Origin of the sequence: Pontibacter sp. HSC-36F09 (assembly GCF_024171605.1) — a bacterium.
Classification (GTDB): domain Bacteria; phylum Bacteroidota; class Bacteroidia; order Cytophagales; family Hymenobacteraceae; genus Pontibacter.
In genome coordinates this window covers 764,088-784,870 of sequence record NZ_JALKAA010000001.1, presented here as the reverse complement: position 1 = coordinate 784,870, position 20,783 = coordinate 764,088, and the positions used below count along the sequence as shown (strand labels likewise).

Annotated in this window: 22 protein-coding genes and 1 tRNA gene; 7 read left to right on the top strand and 16 right to left on the bottom strand. The window is 51.1% G+C overall.

The genetic code is table 11. The features are described 5' to 3' along the window. The first annotated feature begins 16 nt into the window (after positions 1–16). Together L1278_RS03610 and L1278_RS03605 are read left to right on the top strand one after the other, a co-directional pair. On the top strand, positions 17–3,451 hold the full coding sequence (locus L1278_RS03610) for an efflux RND transporter permease subunit (protein WP_253401097.1): 3,435 nt from the start codon (positions 17–19) through the stop codon (positions 3,449–3,451). 3 nt (positions 3,452–3,454) lie between these two features. Beyond that, positions 3,455–3,712: an acyl carrier protein gene (locus L1278_RS03605; protein WP_253401096.1), complete on the top strand. Its 258-nt coding sequence runs from the start codon at positions 3,455–3,457 to the stop codon at positions 3,710–3,712. A gap of 170 nt (positions 3,713–3,882) precedes the next feature. Here L1278_RS03605 and L1278_RS03600 read toward each other — a convergent pair whose 3' ends face one another. From L1278_RS03600 to L1278_RS03590, 3 genes are all read right to left on the bottom strand, one after another. Continuing rightward, complete coding sequence (locus tag L1278_RS03600; protein WP_253401095.1) at positions 3,883–4,623, bottom strand: YgjP-like metallopeptidase domain-containing protein; 741 nt, start codon at positions 4,621–4,623, stop codon at positions 3,883–3,885. Between the two features lie 267 nt (positions 4,624–4,890). After that, entirely contained in the window at positions 4,891–5,583 is a 693-nt protein-coding gene (locus L1278_RS03595; RefSeq protein WP_253401094.1) for a YkvA family protein, read from the bottom strand. 179 nt (positions 5,584–5,762) lie between these two features. Next, a complete protein-coding gene (locus tag L1278_RS03590; protein WP_253401093.1) occupies positions 5,763–6,383 on the bottom strand; it encodes a C40 family peptidase in 621 nt (206 codons plus the stop codon). A gap of 291 nt (positions 6,384–6,674) precedes the next feature. Here L1278_RS03590 and L1278_RS03585 point away from each other — a divergent pair, with 291 nt between their 5' ends. Next, positions 6,675–7,052 carry a hypothetical protein gene (locus L1278_RS03585; protein ID WP_253401092.1) on the top strand — a complete coding sequence of 126 codons (378 nt, stop codon included), beginning with the start codon at positions 6,675–6,677 and terminating at the stop codon, positions 7,050–7,052. Between the two features lies 1 nt (position 7,053). Here L1278_RS03585 and L1278_RS03580 read toward each other — a convergent pair whose 3' ends face one another. Beyond that, positions 7,054–7,689, bottom strand: a complete 636-nt coding sequence (locus L1278_RS03580; protein ID WP_253401091.1) for a thioredoxin family protein — start codon at positions 7,687–7,689, stop codon at positions 7,054–7,056. Positions 7,690–7,698: 9 nt separating this feature from the next. Then, a complete protein-coding gene (locus L1278_RS03575) occupies positions 7,699–8,196 on the bottom strand; it encodes a TlpA disulfide reductase family protein (RefSeq protein ID WP_253401090.1) in 498 nt (165 codons plus the stop codon). Between the two features lie 116 nt (positions 8,197–8,312). Between L1278_RS03575 and L1278_RS03570 the strand changes: the two genes are divergently transcribed. Continuing rightward, a complete protein-coding gene (locus tag L1278_RS03570; protein WP_253401089.1) occupies positions 8,313–8,870 on the top strand; it encodes a type 1 glutamine amidotransferase domain-containing protein in 558 nt (185 codons plus the stop codon). 205 nt (positions 8,871–9,075) lie between these two features. Here L1278_RS03570 and L1278_RS03565 read toward each other — a convergent pair whose 3' ends face one another. From L1278_RS03565 to L1278_RS03555, 3 genes are all read right to left on the bottom strand, one after another. Continuing rightward, a complete protein-coding gene (locus L1278_RS03565; protein ID WP_253401088.1) occupies positions 9,076–9,621 on the bottom strand; it encodes a hypothetical protein in 546 nt (181 codons plus the stop codon). Positions 9,622–9,745: 124 nt separating this feature from the next. Further along, the gene (locus tag L1278_RS03560; RefSeq protein ID WP_253401087.1) at positions 9,746–10,468 is read right to left on the bottom strand and encodes a YceI family protein; all 723 of its coding nucleotides are present in this window, start codon (positions 10,466–10,468) and stop codon (positions 9,746–9,748) included. A 175-nt stretch (positions 10,469–10,643) separates the two neighbouring features. After that, positions 10,644–11,273, bottom strand: a complete 630-nt coding sequence (locus tag L1278_RS03555; RefSeq protein ID WP_253401086.1) for a porin family protein — start codon at positions 11,271–11,273, stop codon at positions 10,644–10,646. Positions 11,274–11,827: 554 nt separating this feature from the next. Here L1278_RS03555 and L1278_RS03550 point away from each other — a divergent pair. Next, complete coding sequence (locus L1278_RS03550; protein ID WP_253401085.1) at positions 11,828–12,730, top strand: histone deacetylase; 903 nt, start codon at positions 11,828–11,830, stop codon at positions 12,728–12,730. A 2-nt stretch (positions 12,731–12,732) separates the two neighbouring features. Here L1278_RS03550 and L1278_RS03545 read toward each other — a convergent pair whose 3' ends face one another. The 5 genes from L1278_RS03545 to L1278_RS03525 form a co-directional block, all read right to left on the bottom strand. Then, entirely contained in the window at positions 12,733–12,945 is a 213-nt protein-coding gene (locus L1278_RS03545; protein ID WP_253401084.1) for a hypothetical protein, read from the bottom strand. A gap of 23 nt (positions 12,946–12,968) precedes the next feature. Further along, positions 12,969–13,145, bottom strand: coding sequence for a hypothetical protein (locus tag L1278_RS03540; protein WP_253401083.1), 177 nt, complete (start codon positions 13,143–13,145; stop codon positions 12,969–12,971). Between the two features lie 39 nt (positions 13,146–13,184). Next, entirely contained in the window at positions 13,185–13,886 is a 702-nt protein-coding gene (locus L1278_RS03535) for a methyltransferase domain-containing protein (RefSeq protein ID WP_253401082.1), read from the bottom strand. After that, positions 13,867–14,988: a type III polyketide synthase gene (locus tag L1278_RS03530; protein WP_253401081.1), complete on the bottom strand. Its 1,122-nt coding sequence runs from the start codon at positions 14,986–14,988 to the stop codon at positions 13,867–13,869. Before L1278_RS03530 ends, L1278_RS03535 begins: the two co-directional genes overlap by 20 nt. A gap of 177 nt (positions 14,989–15,165) precedes the next feature. Then, positions 15,166–16,275, bottom strand: coding sequence for an NAD(P)/FAD-dependent oxidoreductase (locus L1278_RS03525; protein ID WP_253401080.1), 1,110 nt, complete (start codon positions 16,273–16,275; stop codon positions 15,166–15,168). A gap of 161 nt (positions 16,276–16,436) precedes the next feature. Here L1278_RS03525 and L1278_RS03520 point away from each other — a divergent pair, with 161 nt between their 5' ends. Continuing rightward, complete coding sequence (locus L1278_RS03520; RefSeq protein WP_253401079.1) at positions 16,437–16,805, top strand: T9SS type A sorting domain-containing protein; 369 nt, start codon at positions 16,437–16,439, stop codon at positions 16,803–16,805. 72 nt (positions 16,806–16,877) lie between these two features. On the opposite strand, the gene L1278_RS03515 is transcribed toward L1278_RS03520, so the two are convergent. Further along, positions 16,878–17,213 (bottom strand): hypothetical protein, encoded by a 336-nt coding sequence (locus L1278_RS03515; RefSeq protein ID WP_253401078.1) that lies wholly within the window; start codon positions 17,211–17,213, stop codon positions 16,878–16,880. Positions 17,214–17,361: 148 nt separating this feature from the next. Continuing rightward, positions 17,362–17,436, bottom strand: a tRNA-Arg gene (locus L1278_RS03510). Positions 17,437–17,765: 329 nt separating this feature from the next. On the opposite strand from L1278_RS03510, the gene L1278_RS03505 reads away from it, so the two are divergent. Further along, positions 17,766–19,061 carry a hemolysin family protein gene (locus L1278_RS03505; protein WP_253401077.1) on the top strand — a complete coding sequence of 432 codons (1,296 nt, stop codon included), beginning with the start codon at positions 17,766–17,768 and terminating at the stop codon, positions 19,059–19,061. A gap of 138 nt (positions 19,062–19,199) precedes the next feature. Here the strand turns inward: L1278_RS03505 and L1278_RS03500 are convergent, their stop codons facing one another. Beyond that, positions 19,200–20,528: a Pycsar system effector family protein gene (locus L1278_RS03500; RefSeq protein ID WP_253401076.1), complete on the bottom strand. Its 1,329-nt coding sequence runs from the start codon at positions 20,526–20,528 to the stop codon at positions 19,200–19,202. Between the last annotated feature and the right edge of the window lie 255 nt (positions 20,529–20,783).

The following is a 20,783-nucleotide window of genomic DNA, read 5'->3' as shown; positions in this document are numbered from 1 at the left end:
TTTTAAGCCGAAGACTATGAAATATTTCAAGCCGACCAATTGGTCCATTGATAATAGGACGAGCATTTACATCATTACCCTGATCATTGCGGTATGGGGTATATTCTCGTACATCACGCTTCAAAAAGAAAATTTCCCGGACATCGTTATCCCGACGGTGTTTGTGGGTACCGTATACCCGGGCACATCGCCGGCCGATATCGAAAACCTGGTGACCCGCCCCATCGAGAAGCAGCTGAAATCTATTTCGGGAGTGAAGGAGGTGTCCTCTAATTCCATTCAGGACTTCTCCATGATCACAGTGGAGTTTAATACCGATGTGGATGTGGTAGAAGCGAAGCAACTGGTAAAAGATGCCGTGGACAAAGCCCGCACCGATCTGCCAACCGACCTCGACCAGGACCCGGACGTGCAGGAAGTGAACTTCTCTGAGTTTCCGATTATGTACCTCAACGTATCGGGCAACTACAGCCTCGACCGTCTGAAGAAGTACGCTGAAGATATTCAGGACCAGATCGAGGCACAGCCGGAGATTACCCGTGTGGACATGGTAGGCGCACTTGACAGAGAGGTGCAGGTAAACGTGGACCTTTACAAGATGCAGGTCGCGCAGGTTACCTTTGCCGACATCAGCCGGGCTATTGCATCCGAAAACGTGACGGTGTCGGGTGGTAATATTTCGGTAGGCGAAACTAAACGCTCCGTGCGTGTAGTAGGCCAGTATACCGACCCGAATAAGATCGGTGATATTGTCGTGAAATCGCTGTCTGGCGCTAACATACAGCTGAAAGAGATAGCCGAGGTAAAAGAAGGTTTTGAAGAGCAGGAAAGCTTTGCCCGTCTTGATAATTCACCTGTTATCACGCTCAACGTGATCAAGCGAAGCGGCGAAAACCTGATTGAGGCGTCTGATAATATCCATACCCTGGTGGAGAACATGCAGGAAACCGTGTTACCAGGCGACCTGAAAGTGACCATCACCGGCGACCAGTCCACGCAGACGCGCCATACCCTCAACGACCTGATCAACACGATCATCATAGGCTTTGTGCTGGTGACTCTGATCCTGATGTTCTTCATGGGTACGACCAACGCCATTTTCGTGGGGCTGTCGGTGCCGATCTCCATGTTCATCGCTTTTATGCTGATGCCGGTGCTGGGCTTTTCGCTTAACATGATCGTGCTTTTCTCGTTTCTGCTGGCCCTGGGTATTGTAGTGGACGATGCCATTGTGGTGATCGAGAACACGCACCGCATTCTGCACCAGTCCAATCTGGGCGTAATGAAGTCAGCTAAGCTTGCGGCCGGTGAGGTGTTTGTGCCTGTGTTAGCGGGTACGCTTACTACGGTGGCGCCTTTTCTGCCGCTGGCTTTCTGGCCAGGCATCGTGGGTAAGTTCATGTTCTTTTTGCCCATCACGCTCATTGTAACACTGATGGCCTCGTTGCTGGTGGCTTTTATCATCAACCCGGTGTTTGCGGTTTCTTTCATGAAGAGAGAGCACGAGCAGGAAGCTGACATTGCCCCGCGTGCCCGCCGTAACTTCTGGTTGCTGATAGGTGGCGCCGCGCTGGTGGCTATAGTGGGCTATCTGGCTGGCTGGTACGGCACGGCCAACCTGATTATGCTGGCTGTGGCGCTGGTGCTGCTCAACCGCTTCGTGTTCCGCCGCATGATCCACGGTTTCCAGAATACGACCCTGCCGCGCTTCATGCGGGGCTACGAGCGCCTCCTGCGCTGGATGCTGGTAGGCAGACGTCCTGTCTGGATGCTGGTAGGCATGTTCGGACTACTTATTTTTTCAATTTTTCTCACAGGGCTGCGTGCTCCTAAAGTAGTATTCTTCCCGGATTCTGATCCGAACTTCGTGTATACCTACATCAGTATGCCAGTCGGTACCGATCAGCTTGTGACAGACTCAGTTACACGTGAAGTAGAGAAGCGCATCTATGGGGTAATAGGAGAAGATAATGCCGATGTGGAATCGGTTATTTCCAATGTGGCGATCGGGGCCGGCGACCAGAACGATCGCAGCGTGACGGCACAATCTCACTTAGGAAAGGTTACCGTAGCCTTTGTTGAGTATCAATACCGGACCGGCGAGCGCAGCACGCAGGCGTACATGAACGAAATACGCGATGCGGTACGCGGTATACCTGGCACTAACATCACGGTAGATAAAGAGCAGAACGGTCCGCCGGTGGGTAAGCCGATCAGCATTGAAATAGCTGGCGAGGACTTTGATGGCCTGGTGGCACTGTCGAAACAGGTGCAGACTTATATAGAGCAGCAGCAAATCGGAGGTATAGAAGAGCTCCGCAGCGACCTGGAAGATAGCAAGCCGGAGATCATCATTAACATCGACCGGGAGCGCGCCAACCGCGAAGGCATCAGCACTGGGCAGATAGGTATGGAACTGCGCACGGCCATCTTCGGAGACGAGGCCTCCAAGTTCAAACTGGACGAAGAGGAGTACCCGATACAGGTGCGCTATGCAGAGCCTTACCGCGAGAACATCGATGCCCTGCTGGACATGCGCATCACTTACCGCGACATGAACAGCGGCCTGGTGCGGCAAATTCCGCTTTCATCGCTGGCGACAATAGAATATGGTACGTCATACGGAGGTATTAAGCGCAAAGACCTGAAGAGGGTGGTAACGCTGGAGTCGAATGTGCTGGACGGGTATAACGCCAACGAGGTAGTGCAGAGCATCGGAAGCGCACTGCAGAACTTTGAGACGCCGGAAGGCTTCGAAATCAGCATGGGCGGACAGCAGGAAGAGCAGGAGGAAACAGCCAACTTCCTGATGATTGCCCTGGTGGCAGCTTTCCTGATCATCTTCCTGGTGCTGGTGACGCAGTTCAACTCCATCTCGAAGCCGTTCATCATTCTGTCTGAGGTGCTGTTCAGCATCATTGGCGTGCTGCTGGGCTTCTCCATCTTCGGGATGGATGTGTCGGTAGTGATGACGGGCGTGGGCATTGTGGCGCTGGCTGGTATCGTAGTAAAAAACGGTATCCTGATTGTGGAATTTACGGACTTGCTGTTAGAAGAAGGACGCGACCTGAAGGAGGCAATTGTAGAAGCAGGCAAGACGCGCCTGAACCCGGTGTTATTAACGGCAACGGCAACTATACTAGGCCTGATACCCTTGGCGTTAGGTATAAACCTGAACTTTTACACCCTGTTCACGGAGTTCAAAGCGAACTTATTTATGGGGGGCGATAGTGCTGCCTTCTGGGGGCCGCTGGCATGGACCATCATTTTTGGCCTGGGATTTGCGACCATCATCACGCTGCTTATTGTGCCGGTCATGTACTTGCTCAATGAGAAGCTGAAAGCGAAAGTTAAAGGAGAGAGAAAGCCCGCAGGCGGCGTAAAAATTATACCTCAGGATGAAACCGTGGTGCCTGTAAATGGAAAAGTAGTTAGAGAATACACCGTATAATTTATGATTGCAACAACAGACAAGACTATTGAGCGCGAGGTGATCCGTATCATTAGCAAAACCAAGGAAATCAGGCCTGCCCGTTTGCAGGCAAATGCCCGTCTGGAAAAGGATTTCGGCTTTGATGTGGTGGATGTAGTGGATATCATCCTGGAGTTGGAAAAAAGTTTCCAGATCACGATTCCGGATGAAGTCCCGATCAACACGGTGGGCGACTTCGTGGACTTTGTAGCATCGCATACGATGCAGAAAGCCAGCTGATCTTAGTAGGTATAACGTTCTAAACAGGAGCGGCCGGGATGCAAATCCCGGCCGCTTTTTATTTGCTGAAACAACAGCACGAAAGGCAGCGTGAGCTCCTGTGCGACTGCTGTTATGCGTATGTTTTCAAAATTAAGGTATAGTAAGCGTTCTTTCGATAAGCAATCAGTTTAGTAGATGGAAATACGGTAAGCCTTCAGCTTCTGGTCGAGTACCTTTGAGTTAGGGCATACTTTGTCGAGCAGGTTCCAGAAACCCGGGCCGTGGTTCTTCTCAATCGTGTGCGCCAGTTCGTGTAGGATCACATAGTCACAAAGCGAGTCGGGCAGGCGCATCAGGTGCAGGTTCAGGTTGATGTTGTTGGTGTGCGAGCAGCTTCCCCAGCGTGACTTGGCATTTTTGATGAACACGTTCTGATAGTCGAAGCCGAACTTGTCGGCAAAGTACTTCACACGCTCCGGCAAATACGCTTTGGCCTCTTTGCGATAAGCCTCCTCAATCGACTTGCGGATAAACTTCTGCACGTCGCTGTCGCGCACGTCTTTGTAGGCCGGGTAGAACACGTTGATGTAACCGTTCTCGATCACGCAGCGCATGGTGTACTGGGCGTGCGTGAGCAGGCGCAGGGTATGGCTGCGGGTCTTGAAGTCAGTGTTGCCATCGTACATGGTTACGCGGGCCTCCTGCTGCTTCATGCGGGTCTGGTGCTCCTTTATCCAATCGCTCTTGGTATAGATAAGCTGTTCGGCTTTCTCAAAGCTGATATGCGGTGGCACGGCCACGCGTATACCTTTGATCGGGCGCACACTGATGCTAAGGCGCTTGGCCTTGTCGCTTCGTTCGATCAGAACCTTCCCGATTCCGTCGATGTGAAGATTAACGGATGTTAGTCGTAGAAATGATGAAGACACCTTGGCTAAAAGTTAAAAAATACACAATCATCAGTCCAAATATAGAAAATTAATTCCTTAGGAAACTAATAGCCAGATGGCTTTTTTCTAAAATTCTTCAAATTTCAGTATTTAAATAGTACTATATTGTGCAGTCAGAATGTATTTTTTTAAGCTGTGTTACGCAGTCATCGGGCCAATAATCACGTCGCCGCAAGCTGGTAAAAAGGCATAAAAAAGAGCCGCCTTTGAGGGCGGCTCTTCCTGTAATTATGCTGTAAATCGGGTTTAGCGGATGTTACCGCCGTCCGGAATGTCGTCATGCGGGTCTTTCGGTACGCGGCTGCTGTCGGTTGTGGAGGCGCGCACGATCGGCTCGTGGTGACCCAGGTTTCCGGAGTTATGCCCCTGCGAAGCAGGCGCCGTGCCTTCATGGCGAACTTCGGTGGTGCCGGCAGGCTGGTCGCTGTACTTGGGCGTGCCAAAGGAACTGTCGGCGTGGTGTGGCTCCATGAGGTGCACCGTCTTCTGTTGCGCCTGGCGCTCGGTGTCCCAGTCCTTAAAGCGGTCCAGCTCAGACTTGATACTGGACATAAACCAGGCCAGCAGGGCTGCGTCATCCAAAAGTCCGATCACCGGTATAAAGTCCGGAATCAGGTCGAGGGGCATCAGAAAGTACAGGATAACGGCCACGCCACCCACCAGGGTCGTGTTCGGTATACCTTTGTACTCGCCGTTCACGGCCGCCCTGATCATTTGCGAAAGCACCTGGAAGCTTTCCCATACTTCGGCGGCTATCGTGCCGAGGCTTTTCTTGGCGGTGGCTTTCTTAAAGGCATCGTTCAGGAGCTTCACCACCTGCGAAGGGTGCTCCAGGTACTTCTCGGCCTTTTTGAGTATGTTTTTGAAGAGCGGGCTCTGGGAAATGGTGCTTCCGTCCGGGCGCTCTTGTTGCTGGTTCTGCGTATTCTGCTCTGTCATAAAGTGTCTGTGATTTTGTATGGCCCTTGTGCAGGGGTTATGCGAATCGGACGCAAGTTGCTCAACTCCTAACAAGCTTCCTATACCTTGCTGCAAGTAATTTTGTTGTATCCTGTAAACGAAAAAAGGGACGCTTTATGCTGCAGCCCTTTCTCAAAATCTGTCAGGAAGGTATAGGATTAGTCCACGCGGCCGGCTGCATAATAATAGTTGCGGTAATAGGGCTCTTTCAGTGAACTGACCATCACGCCGCCGCTAGTGGCGGAGTGAACAAACTTATTGTCTTTGAGGTAGATGCCCACATGGAAGATCGGTTGTTTGGGGCCGCGGCGGAAGAATACCAGGTCGCCGGTGCGCACGCTGTCTTTGCGGATGCGTGTCACGTCGTCGAACATGGAGCGGGAACTTCGGCTCAGGTCGATGCCGTATACGTCGCTGTAGATGCGGGTCACGAAGCCGGAGCAGTCAGTGCCTCTTTTAGAACTGCTGCCGTAGCTGTAAGGTGTGCCCAGCCAACTGGAGACGGTTTTGAGCAAGTCCTTGTCTTCGCTGTAGTCGAGCTTGAGGCCCAGTTTGCGGGAGTAGCGTTTGTAAAACGAGGAGTCAATTGGCTCGCTGAGGTCCAGCGGTACTGAAAGTGCCAGGGCTCGGGCGATGTCTTCGCCGGTCTGCACCGGGTGTAGCAGGAGAGCAGTGGTTTCCGGTTCGGCTGGCGTCGACTCTAGCTCCTTTACATCGTAGAAGAAAGAAAGAGCGATAGAAATAAGCGCCAGTACGCTCAGTATGATCGTTTTTGTCATAGGGTTTAGCATGTTTCGCACTGCCACGGCAGCGAACTTTTTCACCTTATGGTTGTAGCCTGGTATAGGTCTTGCATGGCAGTTTATACCCTACAACCTGTCCGACAGATAGAATAACTTACGAACGAATCGTCAAAAATAGCTACAATTTTCTAAACTGACAATATAGTAAATGGCTGATGCTCACGGGTAACAGGTATAGGATTCACCCTTCAGAACAGTATTTTTACCCATTAGAGCCTTTTGGAGCCCGATCCGTAAAGACCGTTAAGCAGGTATAACATTACAAAAATGAACTACAAAATTGTTGAAAACTCGCCCTTCGCGCGTATTGCCCGCCTGGTGCTCAGGAGCAGCAATGTGGCCATGGTATTGGGTAAGACAATACACCTGAGCGGTGTGAAGCGTGACGGCTTTTTGAAAGACAGTGGCTGGCTGGCGCACGAGCTTTGCCACATCCGGCAGTTTCAGGAGCACGGCTACCTGCGCTTCCTGTGGCTATACCTGCGCGAGTCGATGCGGGTGGGTTACTGGAACAACAAGTACGAAGTGGAGGCCCGCATTGCCGGACTGAAAGGCGCGCGCGATATGCATATCGCTGAAAAAGCAGACAGCTCGATCAATCCGACCGAGCTGCCTATACCTGCTGATGTGAAAAAAGAAGTCTAGTCTAAGCTTCGCGCCACTTAATGGTGCAGCCAATCGCTTTTGTGTTGGGCTGGCTCACGGCTTTGCCGGCTACCAGTTCGTCCAGCGCGACTTCGGCGTATTTCTTCTGCACTTTCTCCGGCTCGCGTGAATTGTCGTCTATGGTGCCGATGTAGGCTACCTTAAAAGAACCGTCTTTTTGCTTCTGCACTACATAGAGGTGCGGCGTGCGGGTGGCTCCGTAGGCTTTGGTGATTTCCTGCGTTTCGTCATACACGTACGGGAACGGGAATTTCTTCTCCTTGGCACGTACCTGCATGTGTTTGTAAGAGTCCTTCGGCGATGCCTTCACATCGTTGGGATTGATGGCGATAACCGGGTAGCCTTGCGGCGCATACTTGTTGTGCAGGTCGATGATACGGTCTTCGTAGGCCACGGAGTAGGGGCAGGTGTTGCAGGTAAAGGTCACGATAAAGCCTTTGGCATCTTTATAGTCGGCCATCGAGATCATTTTGCCATCCACGTTCTTCAGTTTGAAGTCGCGGGCCGTGTCGCCTACCTGGTAACCGGAGTTGTTAGCGGCAGGTATAGCTGACATCAGCACACCTACCAGCAACAGGCAGGCCATGTAAATGAACGGTATTCTGTTATTCTTCATAGTGTCAGGTTATGGTTTATACTTGGTGATCAGTTCCTGTAACTCCTGCTGGGAGATTTCGCGCTCAATAAACTCATACTGCCCACGCTTGTTATTAAAGAACATGGTGGCAGGTATAGTACCCGACCACTTCGGCTCGATGCGGTCTATCCAGGTGTTGCCGTCGGGCTCGTCGAGCAGGTATAGCCGTGACTGTAAATTGCGTTTTTCCACAAAAGGCAGCACACGCTTCTCCTTGTCCTGCACGGCATCCATACTCACCAGAATTACGCGAACGGGCTGGTCTTTGTATTGGGCGTGAGCGGCTTCAAAATAAGGCATCTCTTTGATGCAGGGCTTGCACCATGTGGCCCAGAAATTGACTACGTACAGTGTGTCGTGCGGTGCCTGGCGCAGCTCCTGCAGCTGGTCGAACTTGATAGTGGTGACGGTCTGGGCATGTGCAGCCGTGCCGGCGATAAAGCCCAGGGCCAGTAGTAAGATAAGTTGCTTCAGGTATACGGTCATGGTGCTATAACGAAATGGGGAACAGCCCTATTGCTGTTACTGCTTTCTAACAATTTGCCTTCTAAATCGTTGTGAATAGACGATATCAATTGTTAAACTATAAAAACGAACTTAGAATGGCTAATAATCTGGAAGGAAAAAAGATAGCGATAGTAGTAACCGATGGCTTTGAGCAGGTGGAACTGACCGAGCCGAAAAAAGCCCTGGAAGAGGCAGGCGCCGAAACCCACCTCATTGCCCTGAAAGAAGGCGAAGTGAAAGGCTGGAACCACACCGATTGGGGTGACAAATTCAAGGTTGACAAGACGATAGACAAGGTAAACGCCGACGACTACAGTGCTCTCCTGCTGCCCGGTGGCGTGATGAGCCCCGACAAGCTGCGCGTCAACGAGCAGGTGGTGCGCTTTGTGAGCAAGTTCATGGAGAGCGGCAAGCCCGTAGCCGCCATCTGCCACGGCCCCTGGACGCTGATTGAGACCGGCAAACTGAAGGGCAAAAAAATGACCAGCTACCATACCTTAAAAACTGACCTGAAAAACGCTGGCGCCGAGTGGGTGGATCAGGAAGTGGTAGTAGACAATGGTTTGATCACCAGTCGCAAGCCGGACGATATACCTGCCTTTAACAAAAAGATTGTGGAAGAATTTGCCGAAGGCCGCCACGAGCCGCGCTAAACAAGCATAACCGGAAAACAGAAACCGCCGCGTTATACCGAAACAGGTATAGCACGGCGGTTTTTTATCATACCTATACCTTAGCAAGGTATAAGGAGTAAGGTCGAGTTTCAACTTGAATTCTCCCCTCAGGGGAAGAATCTGAGTATAGCTCTATTTCATGGTCTTGTCGAGGGCTGACAATGATATTTATAAATTAACGGCCCTACTGCAGCAGGCGCAGCAACTGTTCAGAGTGACCTTCCAGTAGAACGACCAGTACGATATCCAGCATCAATAGAAACAGCGCCTGCAGCGTGATGGACTGCCCATAGCCCAGGTATTGCTCTGCCCTTGGCGAACTCAGGGATTTTTCTTTCATGTAGGCAGCCAGCATCAGGAATGCCAGGTCCAGACCAATGCTCAGGTATAGCAACTTCAAAACCCATTGGTGGTAGTCCACGGTTTCGGGCAAAGTGCGTGCGCCGGCGTCTACTGACAGAGTATAATAGAGCGAGCCGCCCGCGATGATCAGGTTGACGATGTTCCAGTAGATGTTCATCTGGAAAAAGTAGCGCCTGTTACGCGACGACTTGGTGAGTTTGATGCTGCTGATCAGGATATTGATCAGTGCCCAGACTCCCAGTGCCAGCATCCCGAACTTCAGCGTCTCTGCCTGTTTTAAGTTAATTGCCGCTGCGGCGCTGCCCTGGGCGTTGGCCGTGAGGCAAAGTAGCAAAAGAGGCAACAGGCAAAGGTATTTTCTCATCATATGCGCACAAATGGTTTGTGTAGGAACGAACTACGGGTGAGTTTAGCATATTCGGGCTGGAATAAATGCAGGAACAGTACAATTGCTGTAACGCAACTATACCTGTAAGTGTTTGCTGGATAGATTATTGGCGATGTGCTACTATGTCCAGTCCAATATTTACGGCCGGATAAATTGTCCTGTTCCCGAGCGATTTGTCAGAGCCATAGTTGAGCTTCCAGTGTGTGCGGTCGATGTTGAAATTGGCCTTGGCGCGTAGCACCGAGTCTTCCTGCTCAATGCGGGCCGGGAAGCTGATGCTCTTGGTGATATCCTTAATAGTGAGGTTGCCTGTTATCCTGTAATTTGGATCTTTGACGCGCATTCGTTTTGCGTGCCCTGCGGGGGCAGGCATTTCCTGCCGCTCCGTACTGTCAAACGGGACAATGGTGGTGATTACAAAGGAGGCAGTGGGATGCTGCTCCACAGCAAAAAAATCGTCGGAGCGCAGTTGGGTTGTCAGTTTTAAGTTACCTGCCTGGTCAATGGCTTTGTCCTCCGATCGCACATTGGCCATGTCAAAGACCGTCTTGCCGCCGCGCAGTTCGCCGTTGTGCAACGTGATAGTGCCTTCCCTGATGGGAATCAGGCCATTGTGGCGGCCCGTCACTTTAGCGCCTATCCACGTGACGGTGCTCCTGGACGTGTCGATCTGAAAGGTTTGGTCAGGGTTAACCGGAGACAGGAAGTTCGCGGCTGCCCCTATCTCCGCTTCGTCCGTTTTAACAGTGGTGTCGCAGGCCATGCCGGCAATAGCGAGCAGGGTCCAAAGCAGGGTATAGAACGGTCGCAGTCTGTACGTGTTCATAAGTATGGGCGCTGTGTCTGTCGATACAGGGGTGATTTCTTCGCATTATCCCGTTATTATAAAATACGATAGGCAAAGTCAAAGGTCTGAAACAGAACGCTCTATATTTGTGCTAAAACAAAGCAGGGACCTGTTGCCAAGTCCCTGCGTCGGATTGATCGGAGGTGATAATTCCTTAAAAGCCGACACCCAGGTATACCTGGAAAACGCCGTGTTTCAAATCCTGAGTGATTTTCTGCCCCTCGTTATTTTCTTTGCGAAGGTCCTCCAACCCCAGATTGTAGCGGGCTCCCAGCCTGAAGATACTCAAACGCGCCTCGGCTCCAGCCGCCACGCCATAAGCAAAGGTGTTGAGGGGTTCTATGCTCACTTCTATGTCTTCTTCTTTGGCTGACATCAGCACGCCTACCTGCGGACCAAAATGCACACTTACGGTCTCGGTGATATTGAACACGGCCAGAATCGGTACCTCCAGGTAGTCGAAACGGAAAGTGGAGTCGTTGCGCTCGATGCCTTTGCGAGAGTAAAGCGCCTCGGGCTGTATGGAGAAGGTATTGCCCAGCGAAAACTGGGTATAGACGCCAGCATGAAAAGTAGTGAGGCCACTGAAATTGCCCAACACCTCTTTGTCGCTGCCGCGAAGTGTGGCGAAGTTCACGCCGCCTTTAATGCCGAAGCCCGCATTTCTTCCGGAGTCGCTAAACAGGTTATGATTTTGCTGCCCCGTCGAAGGACCGTATTCAGTCTGAGCAAAAGCACCGGCTGAGATCAGGAAGGCAATGAAGAGTAGTATCGGTTTTTTCATGGTGTTGGCTGGTTTAAATAGAAGTTTGCGGTAGCACAACTTACATATTATTAATGTATAAAGTTATATATAGCGTTTTATATTTACTAAGGTTGCATGAGGCTTTCGCATAGACTTGCAGGTATAGCTTTTGTCTTGCCAGAATCGAGAGGGAATCATCACTTTTTTGGATTAAGCTGGGTATAGGTGGTGCCGAAAGGACTGCCCAATGGGAGGGAAGGTGATGAAAATTTACCTGAAATTAACATAGAGTTAACACGAAATGGTGGATAATTCACCCTAATCAACATAGTTATCCACATTTTTCCACATTCTGAATGGGCATTTGTGGGCAATTATATAGGGTTTCAAGAATTTATGCACCGGTGTGCAAAGGGTGTTTTACATAATGTTGTGCGTTTGTAATTGCACTGAAAATCAGGTGTAAGTGAGATGAAATTTATTAGAGCAGAAGCCTGAATATGCATCCGGAGTACAGGTATGAGTGCCTGTTAAAAAGCAAAAATGCACTCGTGGATAAACCAGTCAAGGGGTTTAAATGTTAATTTTACGTTATGTTGAAAATTGCCTGGTCCGAGATATTTGCCCATTCCCTGCCCGAAGGCCATCGCTTCCCGATGGCCAAGTACGACCTGCTGCCCGAGCAGCTGCTTTACGAAGGTACCATCATCCAAGACAATCTCTTCGCTCCCAAGCCAATCAAGGAACAGTACATCCTCGACACCCACGACGCCACCTACTGGCAGCGCCTGCGCAACCTGGAATTGAGTCCGTCAGAGATCCGTAAAACAGGTTTTCCGTTATCAGAGCAGCTGGTGCAACGGGAGGTGGTGATCATGAACGGTACGCTGCAGGCTGCTTTGTTTGCGCTGGAGTTCGGCATTGGCATGAATATCGCCGGTGGCACGCACCATGCCTTTACGGATAGGGGCGAGGGCTTCTGTCTGCTCAACGATATTGCTATCGCGGCTAACCACCTGCTCAGGTATAAGGGTATCAAAAAAGTGCTGGTTGTGGATCTGGACGTGCACCAGGGCAACGGTACAGCGCAAATTTTCCGGGATGAGCCGCGGGTGTTTACCTTCAGCATGCACGGCGGGCACAACTATCCTTTTCACAAAGAGCAGTCGGACCTGGATGTGCCGTTGGCGGAAGGCACGGATGACAAAACTTACCTGAAACTACTGGGAGAGCACCTGCCACAGCTGCTGGATGAGCAGCAACCGGAGTTTGTGTTTTTTCAGTCTGGGGTGGATGTGCTGGCGACCGACAAGCTCGGGAAACTGGGTATGAGCATAGCGGGTTGCAAAGCCCGCGACCGCATGGTGCTGGAGGCCTGCGCACGCCACCGTATACCTGTCACGGTAAGTATGGGCGGCGGCTACTCCAAACAGATCGTGCATATTATAGAGGCGCACGCCAACACTTTCCGGCTGGCGCAGCAGCTCTTTTTCTAAGCTTAAGGTCTGGATTTCAGCTTGTCGTCCTCGCTCTTGCCTCTTGCTCCCGGGAGCAGCAGCTTGAGCACAATGTAAACGATCGGAGCCAGTACAAGCACCAGGATCACAAACAGCGCAATCTTGAGCACCTTTACAAAGACTGATATAATCAGGACTGAGATAATGATGGAAACTATGAAAAGGATCCAGAAGTTGAGCGTGCTTTTGTTCATGTCAAAAGGGTTAAGTGAGCGATTCAGCCATACCTGTTGCGGGCGTGCCGCAGCACCAGGTAGATAGCCGGTAGCAGCGTTGCAATAAGGGCCAATGCCAGCCATACATTCGTCACAAACTCACGGGACCAGGCGAAATAAAACGCCACGGCAGCCAGCAGTACCAAGAGCAGGTAAGGCACGTTGATCCGTCGCATCATAAGGGAGTTGGTTTGTATACCTTGTTAAGGTACTAATTGTTAAGCTTTTTTCAAAAGGAGCTGCCACCTGAAAGCCCACATCCAGCGCAGGTTATACCTGTCTATACCTGCCTCCTGTACCAGTTGCTGCAACTCATCTTTTCGAAAAGCCCGCCAAACCGAAAGCGGTGCGTCGTTTTTAACCAGGTGAGATTCTGAGAAAAAACGGGTTAGTATTTTAATGGAATGATAAGCCAGCCAGTGCCGGTGCAGGTCGTTGACGATCACGGCTATACCTGACTGCCGGTGCAGCTGCCGGAACATGCTCACGAGTTGCTCGTCGGTGAAGTGGTGGCAGAAAAGGCTGCAAACGATTATATCATACTGTTGCTGCTGAAAACTCTCCGAAAACACATTGTGTTGCACCAGCTCTATCTCAGGGAAGCCACCGCAGCGCTGCCTAGCGTACTGCACCATAAAATCGTTGGCGTCTATACCTATGAGTTGCACCGGGATGTTTTTGCGGCGGGCCCACTTGGCAATGTGGCGCAGTGTGTCGCCACCGCCGCAGCCGATGTCAGCCAGACGTAAAGGAGGGCCTGTATACCCAGCCAGCAGCTTTTCCAGCGCATCGAGCACTACTTTATACCCGCCCAGCCAAGTGTTGATGGTTTCCAGTTCTTCGAGGTTGCGCCGCAGCTCGTCGCCAGACAAGCTGAGGTCGTCCATCAGTTCGGCTTGGTTAGACCTTTGCTTCAGCATAGTGCACCTTCAATAGCATCGATTCTAGTGTGAGGCCGGGGCCAAAGGCAAAGCTCAGCACCGGTTCGTCTTTTTCCTTCGTGGTCAGGCTCGCCATCAGTTCCTTCAGCACAAAGAGCACCGTCGCCGACGACATATTACCAAACTCGTGCAGCACCCGGTAAGCAAAACGGTTGTCGTCGCGGGTCATGCCCAGTTCCTGTTCTATCACTTCCAGAATGCGGCGCCCGCCGGGGTGTATGGCAAAAAGTTTAATTTCCGAAACCGTAGTGCGAAGCCCTTGCAGCAGGCGATCAGTCAGTTGTTTGATGCCGTTTTTGATCAGGTCGGGCACGTAGGAGGAGAGCGTCATTTCAAAGCCGGTGTCGCCGATGTGCCAGGCCATTTCGCGCTTGCCGGCCGGAGCCAGATCGCAGTGGAAAGACTGTAGCTCCAGACTCACTTCCTGGCAAGGGTGGCCCTGCATGAGCACGGCCGCAGCGCCATCGCCAAACAGCGCATTGGATACCAGGTGGTCCTGCTCCGGGTTCTTCTGGAAATGGATAGTGCAGATCTCGGTACACACCAGCATTACTCGGGCATTCGGATCAGCTTTGCAGATGGCGTCGGCCAGTTTGATAGCATTGAAGGCTGCATAGCATCCCATGAAATTGACAGCCGTGCGTTGCACACAGGAGTTCAGTTCCAGCCGCTCCACCAGCTCAATGTCGAGGCCGGGTGCGTACATGCCGGTGCAGCTCACGGTGATCAGGTGCGTCAGACTCTGCAGGGAAGTATCGCTCACTTGGTCCAGGCAATTGCGTACCGCTTGCTCCGAGAGATCGAGGGCATGTTTGCGGTATACCTCCATGCGTTTCTGTACAGTCGGGAAAGGCTCCAGGTCAGGGGTGTTGGGAAAGAAGGTATAGTCGCCGTTGCGGCGGGTAAAATCCGTGAGCACACTGTAGCGCTGGCCTATACCTGACACACGGTACAGTGCCTTGAGTTTGCGGCTTCCCTCTTCATCCAACTGGTGGGCCGCGGCCATAAAGTCGACTACCTGCATTTGCGGCATTTTGTTGGGAGGGTTAGCTGTGCCTATACTGCATATATAGCTTTTCATAAGCTGGTGTGTGTTCTAAGAATTTGTTTCAGAGCAATAGGGCCTTATACCTGCGTCCTGCCAGTGTGTCATTATTATAGCATCAACAGCCAAGTAATTATCATGTTTAGGCTTTCCTCCTAAAAGTGGCTACAGGTTTGGATAAGTACGAAAGCGGGCGTTTTAAGATGTACGGGGTTAGAAGGGCTGCCCATGGGTTTGGCGCATGATCAGGCGCACGGCTGCCGGCAGGTAGCGCAGCGTGCCCACCGCCACTTCCGAGAGCAAAGGGCTGCCAAACAGCCGCTGCACCGCGCGGCCCAGCTGCAAGCGCTGCTTGAACTGCCGTTCCCAAGCCAGGGTATAGCCTGCCTCCAGGGCCTGGCGGTTGCGACCGTTTTCGAAGTATTGCACCACCTGCTCCGCCGCCAGCTTGCCTGCATGGATAGCCATCGCCATGCCGTTGCCGCAAAGGGGCGTGATCATGCCGGCCGCATCGCCGCACATGAGCATATGGTTTTCCACGCAGGTTTTGGTGGCAAAGGAAATTTCGTTGATGACTTCCGGCTGCTCGTACAGAAATTCCGCCTCTGAAAAAATGCGGCGCAGGTGCGGATTCTGCTGAAGGGTGGCCTGCTCCATGTCAGGTATAGACCCATGCCGGCGCAGGTTTTCCCGGGTAGTCAGGTAGCAGAAACAGTAGCGTCCGTCCTCAATGGCCGATATGCCGGCATAGCCATCCTCAAAATTATGCAGGGCAATCAGGTCGGTGGGCATATCGAGGCGCAGGTGGTATTTGACGCCAATGTAAGGGGAGCGTTTTGCAAAAAAGGAGCGGTTGAGTTGCCGGTCGAGGGTGCTGCGCTTGCCATAGGCCCCCAGTGCTACTTCAGCTCGAAGTGTGTCGCCGTTGGATAATTTTAGCGAAAACTGATTGTCTGCAAACTGCACGTCCTGCACCGCCGTCTGCAGCCGTACCTGCACCCCTTTCGCCAGCGCCACCTGGTAAAGGAAGTGATCGAGGGTATAGCGACTCACGCCAAAGCCTCCCAGGTCGAGGGGTGATTCCAGTATAACGCCTTTGGGGGAGGTGAGCATAAAGCGCGAAATTGAGGCAGGCCGAAGCACCGCCGGGTCGGCTCCGATGGCACGCAAATAAGGCAGTACTTCGTTCGAGACGTATTCGCCACATACCTTATGCAAGGGGTAGGATTTTTTTTCGATCAGCGTCACAGAAAGCCCCCTGTTTGCCAGCGTGATGGCACTGGTCAGTCCGGCAAGGCCCCCTCCGATAACGGCTATCTGCATAATTGACAGGCAATATGTTTTAAGTCCAAAAAAACTTTCTGTTATTTGGTGAAAGCATCTGATTTGGTGCGTAAAATGCAAGAACAAATTGTTGCTCCAAACGTTAACAATATGGAACAACTTTTGTATATAATCAGAAGGACAAAATCTTAATTTTCAATATGAAGCAAATTATACTTACTTTCTTTTTCTTTATGACAGTCTTACTGGCAGATGCCCAGGTACGCGATCCTGTTCCCGTGCAAGCTGATACGAAGAGTAAGAGCCTGGAGCAACAGGAAAAGGAAGTTGCTATTTATCCTAACCCCAACAACGGGGTTTTTACGATTTCGTTTGCCCAGCTTAACACCCAGCAGGTGGAGTTGCGCATTTTAAATGTGATTGGAAATGAGGTGTATCATGAAGTGATCAGCCGCCCTGACATTCATGCAACCAAGACCGTAGACCTGACCCGGCTTGCCAAGGGGCTATACTATGTCAAGATCGAAGCCGACGGCTATAGTTCTGTCAGACGGGTTGTCGTTAAATAAAGCAGCATTGATAAAAACAAGAAAGGCCGCTCTGTAAACAGAGCGGCCTTTCTTGTTTTACGCTTAAGCGGATTATTCCGGCAGGATAGCTTTGGATACAAACCCGGTATATGCGGTGGTGTCTCGGTGCACGCGGGCTTTCACAAACATCACATCGGATGTGTCGAGCACCTGAATGACCTGCGTGGTGTCGAAGTGAAGCAGGCTGGCCGCCTGAAAGCTAGCTGTTTTGTATACTTCCCCGCCCATCAGGGGCCTGGTGGCATACAGCACATCTATAGGGAGTTCCCCGGTCTCACTGGCTACGGTAGCTTCAGAACCGTCCACTTCCATGCTTCTCTGTTCGCTGTTGCAGGCAGCAAGACTGGCAAAAAGGGCCAGCAAGCATACAGTTAAAGTTGTTTTCATGGTGTTAGAGAGTGGCTTCAGCTCCAATATAGCAAAGAAAGTATAAATTCGAAAATATAGTGAATTAGCAAAGTATCTCAGGCTCTTACTATTAAGACGAGCCGTTGGGTTTTAGTTCCCTGATCACGCTGAAAAACAACTCTTAAAATGGTGGCCCTGAGCAGAATCGAACTGCTATCTAAAGTTTAGGAAACTCCTATTCTATCCATTGAACTACAGGGCCTTATGGACTTTATACCTGGCTGGTTCATTTCAGCCTACTCTTACCTTTGTCTGTAAAAATGCGCTACACTTTGTGTTACACGTTTTCCTGAATTACAGCTAAACAGCACAAAGTATAATTACTGAGTGTGCAAAGATAACTTTTCTGGTTACATCATAAAAGGCGTATAACGTTTAAATAAAGTATGATTTTATGCTTGTAAGATGCCGCGTGTCATTAACAGCATGCTTTGCTGTGGATTTGCTTAAATTAGTGGCATTCTTTATACTCTTTTCATCGCATCAGGTATAAAGGCAGGTAATTCATCTTTCTCACTACCCGACACCTTTATGGAAATTGTCATTCTAATACTCCTGACCCTGTTAAACGGATTCTTCGCCTTGTCAGAACTGTCCATCATCTCCGTTAACAGAAACAGGATTATGAACAAAGCAAAGCAGGGAAGCAAAAATGCGGAGACGGTTCTGAAATTACTCGAATCGCCGGAGAATTTCCTGTCAGCCATACAGGTCGGTATCACGCTTATCGGTATTGTGTCTGGTGCCTATGGTGGGGCCGCGCTGTCCGACGATATGAGGCAGTGGCTGGCAGGTATAAATTTCCTGGCGCCCTACGCCGATACGCTCTCCATTGTGCTGGTAATAGGACTTATCACTTACTTCACCATCGTGATCGGGGAGCTGATACCCAAAACCATAGCACTTGGCAATGCCGACAACATCGCCCTTTTTGTAGCGCCCATCATCAGGGTGTTCACCACCCTTACCCTACCGCTGGTGAAGCTGCTCTCCGGCTCCACTAATCTGGTCATCAAAGTGCTCGGCATCAAGGAGCCGTCAGAAGAGAAGATGTCAGAGGAAGAGCTCCGGCAGATTATAAAGACAGCAGGCAAGCAGGGCATTCTGGCCAAAGAAGAAATTCAGCTGCACCAGAACATTTTTACTTACTCCGAGCAGCGCGCCAAAAACCTGCGCACCCACCGCATGGATGTGGAGTACATCGACATCAATCAGCCCATCGAAGCCATCCGGGATATGATTCAGCACAGCGCGCACTCTAAATTTCCGGTAGGCGATGGCAGCTTCGATAAGATCATCGGGATACTGACGGCAAAGCGCTTCTACGAGTATCTGGCGGAGAATAACGGGGAACCGCTACAAAGTGTCCTGCAGCCGCCCATTTACATTCCCGAAACGATGATGGTAAGCGTAGTGTTGAACATTTTCAAAAAGCAGAAGCAGTACCTGGGCATTGTAGTGGATGAATACGGTTCGAGTGAAGGCATCATTACGCTGCATGACATCCTGGAAGCCATTGTGGGAGACATTCCGGACGTGGACGAGCATGATGAACCGGATGTCGTGAAAAGAGATGATGGGTCGCTTCTCGTGAACGGCTCTATGGAGATATATGACCTCAACCGGGAACTGAGGCGGGAAGTTATACCTAAAGATGCCGACAACTATGTGACGTTAGCCGGATTCATTTCCTATGAGCTGGACAAGCTGCCAGTCGCCGGCGACAAGTTTCAGGTCAGCGGCTACGAGTTCGAGATAGTGGACATGGATGGTTTCAGGGTGGACAAGGTTATTTTAAAGCCCATTGAAAGCGAAGAAGCATCTTAGCCTGAATCAGTAGACCAATCTAATCTCCCAAAAAAAGAGAGCCTGGCATCAGTAGCCGGGCTCTCTTCCTGTTTTACACTTTTCGGGCTGGTAGCGTGCTTTCGCCAACCTGCACAGGCTTTATCTTATACCCACTATTTACTGGTTGGTCCGTTGCTGTGGGGCTTGTTCTTGCGGAGTTTGTTGACCCTGCGGAGTCTGCTCCTGTGGGGTTGGTTCCAGCATAGGTTCGTCGTACAGGGCGATGGAAATACCGAAGGCGATCACGGTCAATATCAGCCCCACCATAAAAATGGAGTAGGAAACGCGCAGGATCTTATACTTGCGGCTCAGCACTTCACCCAGATAATAGATGTCGGTGATCATGTTTGTGTAAAGCGATTGTTTGTCGCGCATGATCTCGTGCATGCCATTTTGAAAATCCTCCAGCGGGATGTTGGTGAAGTTGCCGAAGAAGAGCAGGTTCACTTTTTTGCTGTCGATCTTCTTTCGGTTGAAAGAGAAACTCGTCACCTCCGGCTGCGCCGAAATAATGGCGAAGATCACCGAGCCAAGCGTGGTCAGCAACAGCGTACCCACCGGTATAAGCAGCGAACGGTGCTGGGCAAACTCAGCCCCCGTAATGGAGGTCTTGGTGCTCAGGTAGGTGATGATCACGGACATGATGATGGCGTTGAGGCTGATCATCATGTTGGCCTTGTTGTCGGCGATGGCGCTCAGGTTCAGGTGCGTGCGGTAGGTGTTGCGGAACATGGTTTCGATGCCGCGCTTGGGCTGGGCCAGTGTCTCGCGCTGCTCTTTCTCTTCCTTCTTCAGCTTCTTCGACTCTTTCTGCAACTGGTTGCGCTGCTCCTGTATGTTCAGGCCGAGCTGCTCGGCATATTTGTGCTGGGCCTTCGCGGTGTAAAAAGTGGTGGAGAGCAGAAACTCCATCTGAAACTGCGCCCACTCCTGATCTGTGAAAAACTTGTCTTTGAATATTTCCCACTCCACACGCAGCAGTTCGGCTGTGGCGAAGAAGGTTTCTTTGCCGATATTGGCCATGTCCGCATCCACGATCACCTCCTGCAGCAGAGACTGGGGTTTGATACCGTGCCTGGTGGCCATGATGCAGTCAGTCACACGGGCGATGCGCTCAGGTGGGTAGTTCATCTTCTGCAGCCAGGAAGTAGCATAACCTACGCTTTCTTCCTCATGTCCGTCGTAGGTTTTAATATAACCCGTATCATGAAACCAGGCGGCCAGCTCCAGGTCCTGCAGTTCCTCAGGGCTAAAACCGTACAGTTCGCCCAGTTGCCGGGCTTCATTGGCAGTCTCGAAAGTGTGTTTGTAATTGTGATAGACAAGCTTCTTGGACAGCTGTTCCTTAAAAAGCCTGAAAACGTACTCACTGGCTTGCTTGACGATATCTTGTTCTTCCATAATGGTATCTGCCGCCATGGTCAGGGAGCTCTGCAAGTGGTGCATAGTTGTGAGCGGCGGTTATAGGGTGGTGCTTGTATTCTTTTGCCGTTACGGTGAATACTGGTTTTTGTTGAAAGGACCGACCACGATGCACACAATGCCCTATATAGTAAAGCAAAAACTTAATGCAGCTGCCCTACGTTATTTATCTCAGCCCGGACGTAACCCCGATGTTACCTTCAGTCGCTGACACCAACCATGCACTACCGAAACCAACCATCGCTTTTAGTCCTTGCCGAACGACAGCAAGCACAACTC